The organism is Rummeliibacillus sp. TYF-LIM-RU47 (genome assembly GCF_008638315.1).
Classification (GTDB): Bacteria; Bacillota; Bacilli; order Bacillales_A; family Planococcaceae; genus Rummeliibacillus; species Rummeliibacillus stabekisii.
On the sequence record NZ_VVIR01000002.1, the window covers coordinates 121,262 to 137,790 of the forward strand.

Below are 16,529 nucleotides of genomic sequence, written 5' to 3' on the forward strand. Positions count from 1 at the left end.
CTCACCGATGATTCATACAACATGACCGGAATAGTGTTTCGTTTTCCAGTAGGCATAGCTTTTGGTGTTGATCCTAAATTATCAAAACATAGTCTTCAAAAACTTAGTTTGCATTACATACAGCCAAAACTGTCGTGATGTTTTATCTGGAGGTGGAACTTTCTATGCATACAGTCATAATGACGCTTCTTCTAATTGTATCATTAGGTTTGATTATTCTTGTGTTGCTGCAATCAAGCAAAAGCGAAGGGCTTTCAGCACTTTCAGGTGGCGCAGAGCAGCTTTTCGGTAAACAAAAAGCACGCGGAATGGATCTAATCCTTGCTCGTATAACAGTCGTGTTAGCTGTTTTATTCTTTGTATTAGCCATCGCCATTGCGAAAATTTAATGCATAAAATCGCCTAGCCGCTTTATGGTTAGGCGTTTTTACATATTTAGCTTATAATTAGTGGAATAGAGTGCGATTTGCGCTAGCAGATGAATGAGTTAGAAGGAGTGGACGCTTAATGAAAATCGTATTACCAGAACCATTCTTTTTCGAAGCAGGCCCACGCGCCGTATTACTATTGCATGGCTTTACAGGGAATTCAGCGGATGTACGGATGCTTGGCCGATACTTGGAAGAGAACGGCTACACATCACTTGCGCCTCAATACAAAGGACATGGCGTACCGCCGGAAGAACTGATACATACCAATCCAGATGAGTGGTGGCAAAGCGTACTGGATGCTTATCATACATTGTTGGATGCAGGCTACAAGGAAATTGCTGTGGCAGGATTGTCTCTTGGAGGCGTTTTTTCGTTAAAATTAGGTTATTCTTTTCCGGTTAAGGGAATTGTGACTATGTGTGCCCCGATGAGTATGAAGACGACCGATTTGATGTTTGAAGGTGTGCTTCAATACGCTGAACGATTCAATCGTTATTTTGAAAAAAATGATGAAGCAGCACAAAAAAGAATAGACTATCTAAAAGAACAAGGAATGCCTTCCTTAAAGGAATTGCGTGAACTCGTGTATGATGTGCGTAAACACGTAGATGAAGTATATGCGCCGATTTTAGTGGTGCAAGGCAGGAAAGATAACGTGATTGATGTCCAATCTGCACCGTATATTTTTGAGACTGTAGAATCAAATGATAAAAAAATCAATTGGTACGAAGAGTCAGGGCATATCATTACATTAGATAAAGAACGTAAACAATTGCAAGAAGATATTCTAGATTTCTTAGAAACGCTTGATTGGTATGAGTAAAAAAAGTGACTTTGCAAATGCTACTTAAAGGAGGGAAGAACGATGAATACAGAATCAGTATTTGAAAAAAAATTATTAGAATTAATGAAAGACGAGGATTATAAGCCGCTGACAGTCTCAGAGCTAGAGGAACAACTCGGCTTACAGGATGCAGTGGACTTCAAAGAACTTGTCAAAACGCTCGTTCAACTAGAACAGCAAGGAATGATTGTACGTACAAGAACCAATCGTTACGGCATGCCTGAACGCATGAACTACCTGCAAGGGAAGTTTATCGGCCATGCAAAAGGATTCGGCTTTGTAGCACCAGCTGAAGAAGGCATGGATGATGTGTTTATCCCGCCAAGCGACATCAACGGTGCTGTCAATGGAGATACTGTGCTAATACGCATTTCTTCAAATTCGTCAGGTGATCGCCGCGAGGGTTCGATTGTAAAAATCCTAGAACGCGGTATCACGAAGGTCGTAGGAACGTTCCAAGCGAATAAAGGATTTGGCTTTGTCGTACCAGACGAGAAGAAATTGCCAATGGACCTGTTTATTTCGAAGAACCATACGCTAGGTGCGATGGATGGTCATAAAGTAGTGGCTGAAATCATCGAATGGCCAGAAGATAATCGTTCTGCCACAGGGATGATTACCAAAATACTAGGCCATAAAAACGATCCAGGCGTTGATATCCTGTCGATTATTCACAAGCACGATATCACTGTAGATTTCCCGCAGGAAGTATTAGATGCAGCGAAGGCTGTACCGGAGGAAATCTCAGACCAAGACCGTGAAGGCCGCCGTGATTTGCGCGACCAAATGATCGTTACGATTGACGGTGAAACAGCGAAGGACTTGGATGACGCCGTAACTGTGACGAAAAACGATGATGGCACATACCGCTTAGGCGTTCATATTGCCGACGTCAGTTATTATGTACAGGATGGCTCAGCTTTAGACCGGGAAGCATATGATCGCGCAACAAGTGTTTATTTAACAGACCGCGTGATTCCAATGATTCCACATCGTTTATCAAATGGGATTTGTTCACTGAACCCGCAAGTGGATCGACTAGCGCTTTCATGCGAAATGACGATCAACAAAAACGGTGAAGTGATTGACCATGAGATCTTCCAAAGTGTCATCAAAACGAGAGAACGTATGACATACACGAATGTGTATAAGATTCTGGAAGAAAATGATGAAGAATTAAAAGAACGCTATGCAGATCTTGTCCCAATGTTTGAAGATATGAGAGACTTAGCCAAAATCCTTAATAACCGTCGTATGCATCGCGGAGCAGTGGACTTTGACTTCAAGGAATCATATGTCACAGTGGATGAAGAAGGCTGGCCAACGGATATTCTGTTACGTGAACGTACAGTCGCTGAGCGCTTGATTGAAGAGTTCATGCTTGTTGCCAATGAAACAGTGGCAGAGCATATTGACCGCATGAATTTGCCGTTCATTTACCGAATTCATGAAGACCCTAAACCAGAGAAATTGCAACGCTTCTTCGAATTTATTACGAACTTTGGCTTAATCGTTCGCGGTACAGGGAATACAGTAGAGCCAAGAGCACTACAAGAAATCCTTGAGTCTGTGAAAGATATGCCGGAATATCCGGTAATTTCAACGATGATGCTCCGTTCCATGCAACAAGCCAAATACAGCCCTGAATGTCTAGGCCACTTTGGTTTATCAACAGAATACTACACGCACTTTACGTCACCAATCCGACGTTATCCTGACTTAATCGTCCACAGATTGCTGCGTACGTATCTGATCAATAATGACAGAAGTCGTGAAACAGTCAGCTACTGGGGCGGACAAATGGATGAAATTGCAGAGCATACATCCAGCAGAGAACGCCGTGCAGTAGATGCAGAGCGCGATACCGAATCGCTTAAAAAAGCACAATATATGGCAGACAAGATTGGCGAGAAATTTACAGGTATCGTCAGCTCGATTACAAACTTCGGTATGTTTATCGAACTTGAAAATACTGTCGAAGGCCTTGTGCATATCAGCAATATGACAGATGATTATTATAACTTTGATGATCGCCAAATGATTATGGTCGGGGAACGAACTGGCCGCATCTTCCATATTGGGGATGAAGTCGAAATCAGCGTCTTGGAAGTTAACGTAGAAGAATCAGCGATTGATTTTGAAATCGTCGGCATGCCAGAAGCCAAACGCCGTACGAGAAAACAAGCGCCTGTAGTGATTCGCGCGAAATCAAAAAGCGGAGAGCAAGGCAGAGAAAAAGGCAGAAACAAGAAAGACAAATATCAACCAAGCGGCGCAAAAGTGAATGGCAAAACCCGCAAGCAAGAACGCAAAGCCTCAGGGAAATCTGGCGGCAAAAAAGCGTACTATGAGGGCATTGCCAAGAAACAACAAAAACGCCGGAGCAAGAAGAAAAAATAAGAGAAGAGCGTTTCGCTCTTCTCGCATCCATATTTTATAGAGGTGAGTTACTATGCCAAAAGGTTCTGGAAAAGTATTAGCACAAAATAAAAAAGCCGGATTCGATTACTTTATTGAAGAAACCATCGAAGCAGGCCTTGTCTTAAACGGCACAGAAATCAAATCCATCCGCCAGGGGAAAGTTCAATTGAAGGATTCCTTTATCCTTATACGTAACGGCGAAGCATGGATTTCTAATATGCATATCAACACCTACGAACAAGGCAATATCTTCAACCATGATCCATTACGCGTCCGCAAATTGCTGTTGCACAAAAAACAGATCAACCAACTGCGTGTCGATGTTAAACGCGATGGCTATACCATTGTACCGCTAAAAATGTACATAAAAGATGGCTATGCTAAACTGTTGATTGGTCTAGGTAAAGGTAAGAAAAACTATGATAAACGTGCAGACCTGAAGAAAAAAGAAGCGAACCGCGAAATGGCTCGTGCCGTGAAAGCCAAAAATCAATTCTAAAATTTACCGCTTGAAGGTTAGCAGAAGCTGTACTATACTCTAATTCCGGCCTTGATCAGAAACAATTCAAGAGCCGTGGCTAAAAGCGTATGACTTGAATTTCAGCACGATTTATCATATACTATCACTATAGCAATGCCAGTTCATAGTATGTCCTCATACTATTCCGAAACAGCTGTTCATTCAGCACCTTAATGGTTTTCCGCCTCTGCAAGATTTACTTGGCAGAATAGACGGAGCCTATATTAAGGGGACGTTACGGATTCGACAGGGATGACTTGGACTTGAGTTGCGCGTCGGAGGTCTCGGCTTCGTCAACAACGGAAGTTATATAATAACTGGCAAAACAAACAACAACTTAGCTTTCGCAGCGTAAGCTCGAAACTGCCTGACTGCTCTATCGCCCATGTAGCGTAGCCGGGCTCAACTTTAGTGGGATACGGTTGCTAGTGCCACTTGAGCTAGCAGCAAGAGACTTCCAAGTTAGCGCACAGGACGCCTGTTTGTCGGCATAATGCTTGCGCGAATCCGCAAATAGACAAACTACACGCGTAGTAGCTTGAGTTACAGTGTCTTTGGACGTGGGTTCGACTCCCACCGTCTCCATAAATGAATTTCATATAGTTTCAAAGAGCGTCAAAATCCTTGATATAAAAGGGTTTTGGCGTTTTTCTATTTCATATAGTTTCAATGAATTTCAAATTAACCTAGTCAAATACCAAGTCAAAAAAATGGTTTAGATTTTTAAATAGTTTTCAAATTTCTCAATCGTTTCAGCTTTTGCTTTTTGGGTAACGTGCGTATAAATATCAAGCGTTGTTTTGATATCTGTATGCCCTAAACGATCTTGAACATTTTTAAGGCCTGCACCCGCTTCAAAAAGTAATGAGCAGTGAGTATGACGTAAACCATGTGTCGTAATTTTCTTTAAGTTATATTTCTTTAGAATGTTCATTAGCCACTTTCTTGTTTTAGTTGGCTGTAAGAATTCATTGTTTTCATTACTAAACACAAGTTGATTTGGTTGTGTTGTGTTATAGCCTAAAAGAAGATAATCCTTTTTCTGTTGTTTTCTCCATGCTTTTAAAAGGGCCATTGTCTTGGAATCTAAATTAATTGTGCGGGATATACCAGTCTTTGTTGTTTTCAAATACAACTGATTATTTTTACCACGTGAAATGGCCTTATTAATGCGAATTTCGTTATCTTTAAAATTAATGTCTTTCCAAGTAAGGGCTAACGCTTCACCTTTTCGCATACCAGAAAACGAAAGTAAATGGAATAGGGCATAAACTTTTATATTACCTTCCTTTTCGAAGCAGGTTAATAATTCAATCAGTTGCTCACGATTATAGAAGTTTTCTTGCTCACTTTCATTTTGATCGATATTTACTTTTTTTATTATAGTTGGAGATTCTACCAATGAAAAAGGGTTGTTTGACAGATAGCTGCGTTTAATCGCAAAGTCTAACACCTTAGCCGCATATGCTTTCACTATACGGAAACGTTTAAGCTTCTTTGCCCATTCATCAACATGCTTTTGGCATATCGCAACATCAATTTTATCAATTTTATATGCACCCATTGCAGGCAAAATATGATTTTTAAAGATGCCAGTTGTTTTAATGAATGTACTTTCCTCAACTGTGTTTTCATAGTGATTAATCCACATATCATATAAATCTTGGTAGGTCTCAAGCTGCTTCTTTTTAAACGTGCCGTTGTTTATTTCGACCTTTATTTGAGCTAAAGCATCCTTCGCTTCTTTCTTTGTTTTAAAACCACGCCGTGTAGTACTTTGCTCTTTACCAGTAAGAGGATCAACGCCGATATAGATCTGAAACATATAACGTGTTTCATTGTTCTTTAATTTATAACTTTTAATTGTTGTCTGTTTACTCATTATGTTCCTCCTAATACTTACGGAGACAAGATTCAGAGGATGTAGTTGTAACACTACAGTGTAATTTTATATTAGTAAATTAATTTTCACAAACTACTTTTTAGGAAATACAAATCATTGGTGTATTTAATGAAAATAATCAAGAGTTCCGAAAATGAACTGTCCCTATAAAGTTAGACAAACAATTTAAGTAGTATCAAGGACCTGTGTTTGAGTTTTTGAAAGATACATGGCAAACTATTATGACCAGAATTCAAGAAACTCAACAAATTGAGGAAGATGCACGTAAATCAAGAGAAGATGGCCGCAAGCGTATTGAACAGCTTCAAAATGAATATCAAAATTGAAAAAAGTATAATTATAAAAGACTCCAGTAAAATACAAATAAGAGTCTATTTCTATTTTGGAAGAAGTTCGTCTAATTTTGATTGCTATGGTTGTTATTTTTATTAGATTAATTATTCATATTCGTTTTACTAACACACAAGGAAAAGTGAAAGAGGACAAGCAATTATAGGCAAGTACAGTCAGTTTACTTTCATTGCAATTTTACTTGGTTTTGTTGGTCATATGATTTATTTTCAATTTAACACACCAATCATAGACGAAGTAAGTTTATTGATAAAAATATGGATGGCTATTGTATTTGGTTTGTATACAATTGGAAATAAATTTTTTCAAAGAGAAATTTAATAAACTGGTTATTGAAGGAACTTAAATATATGAGAGATATTTTAACTTTAGCTTTGACTATTCTATTTTTAATAGTCTTTGCTGGACTCCACTGATTTTTATATGAGTGAATAGTAGAAATGATTGTTAAAGGATGAGTAATTATAATTTGTATTTCAAAAGAAGTATATTTGGTATAGGTAGTATTATGATTTCATAGAGCTTCAATATATAAGGCTTTAAGTTTAAATATGGTAGAATAGTTGCGGGATAGAAGTCTCTCAAAATTTTACTAATGAATTGATGCTTCTCAATGCAGTTGGTGTTAGTAGAAGCAGTAGGAGCTTTCTAAATTAGTAATTAAAGTCACTTGTAATGTGGTTAAACAATCTTTATTATAACAAAAGCATGAACACTTATTTTGAAAATGAAATTAATAAATAGAATAAACTTATAAGTAAATAGGAAGGCTTTTATTATAGCGATGGAAAATAGGGGAGAGTATTATCGATGCATACTGTACTAATCATTACAAATACTATTGATTTAACTGTGGATTATTTAATAGATAAGTATTCAGACCAAGTTCAATTTTTTAGGCTGAATACTGACCGTTTTCAAGACTACGATATACACATTACTTCTGAAGAAACCTTTATTGAATACCAGGATAAGAGTTCTTCCTTACTTCTTTCCGAATGTGATGCATTATATTATAGAAAAATATCTATGCCTTCTTTAGATGAATACCCATCGAGGTACAGACAAATGATGCAGCGTGAAATGATGACTGTGATAGAAGGTATTGCTGAAACAGCTGGTCACTTTGCTTTAACTCGCCCTTCCATTATTCGTAAGGCAGATAATAAGGTAGTACAGCTGAGTATTGCAAAAAAAGTAGGCTTTACTATGCCTAATTCTTTAATTACGAATGCCAATCAAGCTGCAATGTCTTTTTCATCCACTGCTAAATCAATTGTGAAACCAATCTCTGTGGGGAAAATTATATCGTCTGAGACAGTTGGTTTCATACAGACAAATATTGTGGAAGAGCATACAGAAATAACTGGATTAAATAATTCACCTGCTTATTTTCAATTTTATCAGTCAAAGGATTATGAAGTACGATTAACAATTGTTAATTCTGAATTATTCGGTGTGCGCATTGATTCCTCCGATAAAATCGACTGGAGGAAAGAAAGTGCGCAGCTGAAATATAGCAAAATTGAAATCCCGTCAGCCATAGCTGAAAAATGCTTGAAAATGATGTGGCACTTAGGATTACAATTTGCTGCTTTTGATTTTATTGTGAGTCAAGGAGATTATTATTTTCTTGAACTTAATGCTAACGGTCAGTGGCTATGGTTGGAAGAAGAGCTGGACCTTGGAATAGCAGAGATGATTATTCATACGTTGAGGAAAGGTTAACAACATGAAAAAATTACAATTTTGTTTATTTAAAGTTTTGTCATGGTCACCATTTTTACGCGTCACAGACGATTCAAAATACAATAAGATTGGAAAAGAATCTATGAAATTTAGGTTCTCTATTTTCAGTCTTACACTTGGCGTGGTCAGTGTGTATATTCTAACATGGAATACTGAAAGAAAATTTAAGTGGTTTCACAAACTAAATCTATATGATGTGCAAAGATACAAGGAGAATATTGAAGAGTTCGAAACGCTGTATGATGACTATCTTCACGAACTACAAGAAAAAAAGCCAACTAATAAAATTATAGAAAAGGAATTCCTATCCAAAAGAATTGTTGAAACAGAAACTCAAAAAGCAAAAACCTTTAATAAATTTTTAACTTATATTACACTATTCGTCTTTATTGTACCTTTATATGCTCCAAAGCTGACAAAATTGACTCCTTATCTAGACACATATAAAACTGTATATGTTTTAATTATGGGGTGTGTTATTCTTAATTTGGCATTATTAACTTATGAAATCGTCAAAGTAAAGAATAGCAAAAGAGTAAAATTCAACGATATCCGCCAAGCTTCAAAAGAACAAGTTGAAAATAAATTAATCGCAATGCTGTTTTACGAATGGAAACATCTTAATAATGAATCCATATTAGAAATTGCTCTTGTGAAAAACATGGAAAAGTATATGAGTATAATGATATTACTTAGCATAATTATTATTATAAGCTCAAATATAGAAGATGGAGTGAAAGCATCAATAGAAAAGGCTCCTATTGTTCAGGAGAAGGCTCTCGTATTCACGTTCCAGAATGTAGAAGAAGATAACTTTCATACATTATTGCTAGAGAATAATAAGAAAATAGATATGGTGAAGAATCATGTTTTAAGTGGAAAATTTAATCAAGTTATCGTAATCTCAGATAGTGATGAAAAGATGAGTGATGATCTCGTTAAAATAATTAGTCTTTATAAAGATCAAAATATGCGAATAATAAAAGTTAGAAAGAAAAATTATCCAGAACACATAGAAGTTATTTTAACAAAGGAGTGAGTAATAATGAAAATACCTTATATTGTTAATTATATGAAAGAAATCCCTTTGCAACCATCAGCCATATTAATTTATGATAATAAAACCCAAATTAATTATTTAGATGTTGATTTCAAATTTAAGGCAGTTTCAATTAACTATGGTCCTCAAACGACCACCTTAACAGAAACAAGTGAGAATGCAGATAATGAAGGTATTTATGTAGGACCAGAATCTACATTATTTACTGATTCAGTTGAAAACAGTGATTTAAACTATTATGGGCCGGACTCCTCCACAGAAAAAACAACAACTAGGGGAAATTCGGTTAAAATTGGCCGGTTTTTAGGTCCAGATACCACAATACGAACCTTTACAGTAGAACAAGGAGATGAGAATGAAAACGTTATTTTTTTAGGACCAGATACAACAACGGAAACACGTTCTACAGAAAACTCCGACACTCATTAATCCGTATTTGATTTTCGTCACCAACTGAAACTGAACTCTATTATAGTTGGGGGTGTAATAGGCTTTGGTAATGCTGATTGTCTGATTTACGAAATCAACATCTTTCCACTTGTATGCTATTAGTTCGCCATCACAAATTCCTGTATAGGATAGAACTACAAATAAGTAATTCTAGCTCCAGTCCTTAAACCTTAGCCGTATTTAAGAACAGTGCGATTCTTCTTTTTCCAAATATTTCGGGATTACTTTTACATAATCCGGTTTCTCGATACTCTTTTTCGCTTTTATAAGATAAGTAAATTCAGTAGGATCTCTCTTGCTCAGTCCCATTTCCAATCCTTTCCTAAAAATTATTCGCCCGGTTCTATTTATTCCTTACATAGTGTAATCAGAGTAGCCGTGATGCTTTAAATCATTTAAAGCATCACATCTTGATACATTTTCTGTGTAATGACTTCAATTTTAGTTGGCCAAAGTAGGCCGTCATTTTATAGATTTATTGAAATCCCCAAAGCACTTTTATAAATAGGTGAAGATACAAAGCCTGTTTCAATCCAGGCGTAAGGATTAATATAAACAAATCGGTCAAGTAAATTTATTTTCTAAAAATTGGTACAACCTGCACACTTCGAAACGTATTCCATGTGTTCCAAACTTTATAGTCTTTTTCTTAAATCCATAATAGATATAATATAGGTATATGTTAAGCATACTGGCCCGAATAAGAATATCTGGATGTAATTTTTTTATATACTATTACAACCTATTTCAGTATTTAATATAATCAACATATTTCTTAAGTGTTTCAATTTTAATATTTTCTGTATGGTGTGTATAGGTATTCGTTGTCGTATTATTACCCGAATGCCCTAAACGTTGTTGAATACCAACTAAATTAGCCCCAGCTTCTACTAAAAGAGTAGCATGTGTATGTCTAAAACCATGAGTAGTAATATGTTTTAAGTTATACTTATTTTGTATTTTTAAAAGCCATTTCCGAGTAGTGGAAGGATTAATAAAGGTATTTTTTGTGTTGTTGAATACGAGTTGTGAACCTTCTATATCAAAACCTAACAACTTTAACTTTTGAGCTTGTTCATTCTTCCATAATTTTAAAATATGCATCGTTTTTTGATCCATCATAACTTCACGATGATCTCGTGTCTTTGTCGATTTCAGGTATAGGTTACTATATTTGCCGTACGAGATAGCGTTAGTAATATTTACTGAATTTTTATTAAAGTCAATATCTCCCCATGTAAGTGCCAATGCCTCGCCTTTTCTAACTCCAGAAAAACCAAGTAGGCGGAAGAATGCATAGATTTTTAAATTACTTGTATTCTTAAATGCATTTAAGCATTCAATCAACTGTTCACGTGTATAATAATTTTTTCCCTTTTTTAAGGAACGTTTCTTTGGCATGTATACTAATGAAAAAGGATTACTTATGATGTAGCCACGCATAATAGCAAAATCTATTACTTTAGCAGCATAAGATTTTACTACTCTAAATCCCTTTAATTTCTTGATCCAGTCATCTACATGTTTTTGACATACGGTAGCATTTATTTTTTCTATACGATAACTCCCCATATCTGGTAAAATGTGATTTTTGAAAATACCTAATGTTTTAATGAAGGTGCTTTCTTCAACTGTCTTCTCATAATGAACAATCCATTCATTATAGAGGTCCTGAAACGTTTCATATTGTAGCTTTTTATATGTCCCATTATAAATTTCTAATTTTAATCGATTATAAGTTAATTCAGCCTCTCTTTTCTTTTTAAAACCTCGTCGGGTTGTACTATGTTGTCGACCTGTAAGAGGATCAATCCCAACGTAAATTTTAAACATATAGCGTGTATCACCATTTTTTAATTTGTATGGTTTAATAGTAGTCTCTTTCATTAAAATCCCCCCATATTTAATAAATTAAAAGCTATTTTTCTTAAAGAAGTTGTCAATTTCTGTTTTAGATATTCTTTTAATTCCATCGATTTCAAAAACTCTTAATCCGGACAATCGTAACTTCATTAACGTATTATAAGAAACATCTGCATAAGCTGCTCCTTCTTTTAATGTCATCCATTCTTTATTGCATGTTAATTTCTTCTTAAAATCTTCTACTAAATCATTTAGTAGAGTTTGTAGCAGTTGCTTTAATTCTTTTTCTTGCATTATTTATTCTCCTAACTTTCAATAAATGGTTCATTTTTTTGATGATATTTAATTGATTTATGGAAATATAATAGCTTCAAAATTTAAGAGGGTAGATAAAAATATTACTTAAAAATTGAAGTATTGCTAAAGACATAAAACATAATAGCTTCGATTTCTTAAGATTTTAAGAGTAAAATAAAAATTATTTTTAAAAATTTTATGGGATTGTTTAAGTTAAAGTTGTAGTTCATACCCGGGCTTTTTTGTTTATTATCGAATTTCCACTACATCTCCTTTTTAATAGCCCATTAACTTATATTAAATTTAGGGGGGGGTTATCGACCAATAAATATGTCGAATTTTCTCTTGGCGTGAGGTAGGGCGAATATCAATAGGACTTTTCTTGCTATTGTTACACCAATCCAGCCGATATTTAAATCAGAATAAAAGATATGCTAAACCTAATGCAAAAAGAGTGTAACCGGTAGCAGTGATGATTTATTATCTAGCCATTTGGTAGGGATAAAAATATTTTTTGATAACAGATAGGGAAATTCTTGAAATGTTGCTTTATGTCAATTGTGAATTAAAGGATATGCTTGGTTTGCCTTATGAAAAGAAGAAAAGCCCCAGTATGGAGGGAATGAGGTTTGTGTTTAGGAAAGCAAATTTACACAACTTGAACATATTTAAGAAAACCATAATGAAAATAGTACTTATAATTTTCTTGTATCTTTAATAAAAGATAAGAAATTGTCGTAAATAAACTTATTTAAAACTATGTATAAACAGTTTTTTATTTGGTAGTCATTCAACTAAGAACTCTATCGAGGTTAATGGGATTTTTAGAAAACTTGATATCACTTAGTACCTTCTGTTGTTGTACGTTCAGGGGCGATAAGTACAATTGCTGCGGGGTAAAATGTAGTAGTTAAACAACTAAAGCGGATTCTGACTGTAGAACTTACGATTATTGTTATGGGAGTATGCAGGATTATTCAGGTAAACGTGTTGCTTAAGAGTGTTAGACACAGCGGGGATTTGATTGAAATACAGGTAAAGAATGGTTCATATGATGCAATAATACTACAAATAAAATAATTTCGTAATAAGTTAGGATCAAACCAGAGTATAGGTTTAATCCTAATTAAATTCTCAAAAATAAAGTTGCTGTTAACTAAATAAACCTTATTCAATTGAAGCCTCTATAATTGAATAAGGTTTTATTGTGGACTAATTCCCATTGCGAGTATTAATAAAAAAGCACCAATCAATACGAATGCGTTTCCTAATAAGCCAACTATGCTAAAAGGAATGCTTTTTTTAGACAGTATCCAAGAGACTATCGCAAGTGTAATGCCAGTAATTGATAAGACGCTAAAAATGGTGATACCCATGTAAATATCGGCATCAGGTCCTCTTAGCTTAAAGAATATAATAATACTTACTATCACAGGTACTAAGGATGTAAAACTTAAAATTTTTCCTACGCTTTTCTTATCCATTAAGTTTAATATACCTCCTCTCACTAATTTTACATAAATTTTACCATATTTTTAAATTTGTACAATATTTTATAATTTCTATTGAATACTTACTGGATTTCAATCTAAGGTGGTTGAGAAGCTGTTACTTTGCTTGAACTGTTTTAATTATTGGAACAGCGAAGTTATCAATCCTCTTTTCTTCTTATTACTATTTAACAGTATTTTGACCTTACGAATTCAGTGCTTCAGTAGTTTTACTTTTATGAAAATTTGTATTTTCCTTTGAACACAAACGGCAAGTATAGATACAGATTTGATTGAATTAACTTATTAATATGAAACGAAAAAGAAAACTACTTAAAAAGCTTTTCCGATCAAATCAGAAGGATTTTATATAAGGAAATAGAGGGATTTAACGAAGGTTGCTCAAATGGTTTTAATATGTTGAATGTTATTTATATAAAGGTCTTTAATATTGAATATGGGAAGACTATTTGCGAAAAAGGAACTATGTATGTAAAAAGTAACTAAGTAAATATGCTAAAAATAGATGAAGGAAGGCTTAGGAGGTAATGTCTTTGAGTATTGAAAAGAAACACATAAAAGGCGTTGTAGCAACTACTACTCTTACTGTAATGCTAATAGCCAATGGTTTAACTGGAATGAATGTAGAAGCAGCTTTACATTCAAAAATCCATAAACTTCCCACTACAACAAAGAAAGCTCCAAAAGTAATAAATGGAGAGTACGTAATTTCTTTCAAAAAAGGCACTTCTCAATCCGTAATGAAAAAAGAGATTGCTAGTTATGGTGGAAAAGTCAAAGCTAATAACTGGAAGTCTAATTTAGTTACTGTAAAATTATCCAAAGCAAAATATGCGAAGATGAAAAAGAATCGCCATGTAAAAAATCTTGAAAAAAATGTAGAGTTTAGCGCTACTTCTTATGGACCTTTAACTCAATATTCTCATCCACTAACTCATGTATCTAATGCATGGTCTAAAAATATTAAAGGTAAAGGTATCAATATCGCGGTGCTAGACACCGGTATTTCAAACCATCCAGATTTAAAAATAGCTGGTGGAGTTTCTACTGTTAATTACACTAGCTCTTACGCTGATGATAATGGACACGGAACACATGTAGCTGGTGTTATAGCTTCATTGGATAACGGGCAAGGTACTACTGGTGTAGCAAGTGAAGCCAATATTTATGGTGTTAAAGTTCTTGATGAAAAAGGTAAAGGTGAATTAATCGATATAATCGAAGGTATTGATTGGGCTATTAAAAAAGGCGTTGATATTATTAATATCAGTCTAGGCTCAAATACAAATTCCCCTTCTCTTAAAGCTAAAATTGACGCAGCAGAAGCAAAAGGTATTATTGTCGTGGCAGCTGCAGGCAATACAGGTGATTCAGCAATTACATATCCAGCAAAATATGATGATGTTGTCGCTGTAGGAGCTACTGATTCGAACAACAAAATAGCGTCATTCTCTTGTACAGGTACTGCATTGGATATTGTAGCTCCCGGAGCATCAATACTAAGTACATACTTAAATAATGCTTATGCAAGTGGTAGCGGTACTTCACAAGCAGCACCTTATGTTGCAGGTATGTTAGCCCTTTATAAAGAAGCCTATCCTAAAATGAAAACAGATGAACTTATTCAATTGCTTTATAAAAATTCATTAGATTTAGGACCTAAAGGAAAAGATTCTACTTATGGTTATGGATTAGTACAATTCCCTGCTGTTGCTGATGTAGTAGAAGATAATAATACAGCAGACGATGATAAACAAAATGATGAGAAAGATAATACATCAGAAGATAATAAACCAGGAAATGATAATGATAACCAATCAGGTAATGACAACCAATCCGGTGAAACTCCAAATCCAAATACCGTATCTAATGTTGACATTAAATTAAGCGACGATAAAAAATTCATAAATTGGGATAAAGTCGATAAGGCTATTTATTACCGTGTAGAAGTTGAAAGAGAAAGTAAAAATGGTGTTTACCAACCGTATAATATGCCTTATATAGTAGCTGCTGGCAAATTCAACTTGAATGAATTACAAAAGGGTTACAACTACAAAATAAAAGATGTTCCTCGTATTGCAGATAGTTACGCATATAACAAAGCAGCAGAAGTCTATATTTCACTAAAAAATGGTGTAGATGTTTCAGATTCAGAAGATCCAACAAGTCAACCACCATCGAATAATAACAACTCGAATTACGACAGCAACAAAAATGATAACTCTAAAGATGATAGCAACAAAGATGAAGTAAAAATCGAAGTTCTAGAAGGTATTGAATTTAATAATACAAATGAAATGATTTCTTGGAATGCTTTAAGTAACGCTAGTAGATATCGAATCGAAATAAAACAAAAAAATAGCGCAGGTGAATTTGTAGCATACAGTTACAATCGTATTGTTAGTACACCCGAATTGGGATTAGATATCCTTCCTAAAAACAAAGAATATCAGCTGACAATTGTTCCTTATATTAGCGTAGATTATTTTTATAACAGAGCGTTTTCGTTATATGTGAATACAACTGGAGGATACACAATAAAATATGTAGATTAAGATTAATTTTTAGACCAAGCATCAATAAGATGTTTGGTTTTTTGTTTTTACATTTATAAGTAATACGATTGTTGTTAATTTATGAATTATGCCATGCATTTATGTGATTTTGACACAGAGGGAGATTGTCAAAATTGAGTAGTTTTTTCTTTTTTGCTTGGAAGAGTTATAACAAGTGCGGACGGATATGTAAAAGTAATTTTGTTTTGTCTAATGTTATTGGTTTCAACACCAAGTTACCTAAGCAATGTATTTTGTTTCTTTATCTATAAATACTATCTCACATATTCTGTCTAAAGTTTTCAGAATATGTGAGATTTTTAGTGATTAGACATTCTTATCTGCATTTTCTAGAAGTAACTCGATTTCCTGGAACATTCTATAACTGAAATAGATAAAGAGGTTTTAGAATACTTGTATTCTACGCCATATTTGGTTCTAGAAGATGAAATTTCAGCTGAACAATTTAAAAAATTTGTACATTTATCTTTTGATTTATTTTCTGTTGATTTGAAAAAATAAATTATATTAATAATTGGATCCTGATAAATTTTGGAAAATTTAGGGGTTTTTT

Annotated in this window: 12 protein-coding genes and 1 other RNA gene; 9 read left to right on the plus strand and 4 right to left on the minus strand. The window is 34.5% G+C overall.

The features are described from left to right. Positions 1-164 precede the first annotated feature (164 nt). The 5 genes from secG to ssrA all read left to right on the plus strand — a co-directional run bounded on the left by secG (position 165) and on the right by ssrA (position 4,804). Positions 165-389, plus strand: coding sequence for a preprotein translocase subunit SecG (gene secG, locus F0527_RS11975; RefSeq protein WP_066789434.1), 225 nt, complete (start codon positions 165-167; stop codon positions 387-389). A gap of 118 nt (positions 390-507) precedes the next feature. Continuing rightward, complete coding sequence (locus F0527_RS11980) at positions 508-1,254, plus strand: alpha/beta hydrolase (protein ID WP_150285048.1); 747 nt, start codon at positions 508-510, stop codon at positions 1,252-1,254. Positions 1,255-1,296: 42 nt separating this feature from the next. Then, on the plus strand, positions 1,297-3,675 hold the full coding sequence (gene rnr / locus F0527_RS11985) for a ribonuclease R (protein ID WP_150285049.1): 2,379 nt from the start codon (positions 1,297-1,299) through the stop codon (positions 3,673-3,675). A gap of 52 nt (positions 3,676-3,727) precedes the next feature. Continuing rightward, a complete protein-coding gene (smpB, locus tag F0527_RS11990; RefSeq protein ID WP_066789429.1) occupies positions 3,728-4,195 on the plus strand; it encodes an SsrA-binding protein SmpB in 468 nt (155 codons plus the stop codon). Positions 4,196-4,444: 249 nt separating this feature from the next. Continuing rightward, positions 4,445-4,804: a transfer-messenger RNA gene (ssrA, locus tag F0527_RS11995) on the plus strand. Positions 4,805-4,931: 127 nt separating this feature from the next. Here the strand turns inward: ssrA and F0527_RS12000 are convergent. Beyond that, positions 4,932-6,098, minus strand: coding sequence for a site-specific integrase (locus tag F0527_RS12000; RefSeq protein WP_150285050.1), 1,167 nt, complete (start codon positions 6,096-6,098; stop codon positions 4,932-4,934). A gap of 1,182 nt (positions 6,099-7,280) precedes the next feature. On the opposite strand from F0527_RS12000, the gene F0527_RS12005 reads away from it, so the two are divergent. From F0527_RS12005 to F0527_RS12015, 3 genes are read left to right on the plus strand one after another with little or no spacing between them, the layout of a single operon-like run. Next, the gene (locus F0527_RS12005) at positions 7,281-8,198 is read left to right on the plus strand and encodes an MvdC/MvdD family ATP grasp protein (protein ID WP_223823595.1); all 918 of its coding nucleotides are present in this window, start codon (positions 7,281-7,283) and stop codon (positions 8,196-8,198) included. Between the two features lie 4 nt (positions 8,199-8,202). Further along, positions 8,203-9,258: a hypothetical protein gene (locus tag F0527_RS12010; RefSeq protein WP_150285051.1), complete on the plus strand. Its 1,056-nt coding sequence runs from the start codon at positions 8,203-8,205 to the stop codon at positions 9,256-9,258. Between the two features lie 6 nt (positions 9,259-9,264). Continuing rightward, positions 9,265-9,708, plus strand: a complete 444-nt coding sequence (locus F0527_RS12015; protein ID WP_150285052.1) for a hypothetical protein — start codon at positions 9,265-9,267, stop codon at positions 9,706-9,708. A gap of 768 nt (positions 9,709-10,476) precedes the next feature. Here the strand turns inward: F0527_RS12015 and F0527_RS12020 are convergent. The 3 genes from F0527_RS12020 to F0527_RS12030 form a co-directional block, all read right to left on the minus strand. Then, positions 10,477-11,616, minus strand: coding sequence for a tyrosine-type recombinase/integrase (locus F0527_RS12020; RefSeq protein ID WP_190323462.1), 1,140 nt, complete (start codon positions 11,614-11,616; stop codon positions 10,477-10,479). A gap of 24 nt (positions 11,617-11,640) precedes the next feature. After that, the gene (locus F0527_RS12025) at positions 11,641-11,886 is read right to left on the minus strand and encodes a DNA-binding protein (protein ID WP_223823596.1); all 246 of its coding nucleotides are present in this window, start codon (positions 11,884-11,886) and stop codon (positions 11,641-11,643) included. Between the two features lie 1,205 nt (positions 11,887-13,091). Further along, on the minus strand, positions 13,092-13,373 hold the full coding sequence (locus F0527_RS12030) for a hypothetical protein (protein ID WP_150285054.1): 282 nt from the start codon (positions 13,371-13,373) through the stop codon (positions 13,092-13,094). Positions 13,374-13,933: 560 nt separating this feature from the next. On the opposite strand from F0527_RS12030, the gene F0527_RS12035 reads away from it, so the two are divergent. Then, positions 13,934-15,955 (plus strand): S8 family peptidase, encoded by a 2,022-nt coding sequence (locus F0527_RS12035; RefSeq protein WP_190323464.1) that lies wholly within the window; start codon positions 13,934-13,936, stop codon positions 15,953-15,955. Positions 15,956-16,529 lie beyond the last annotated feature (574 nt).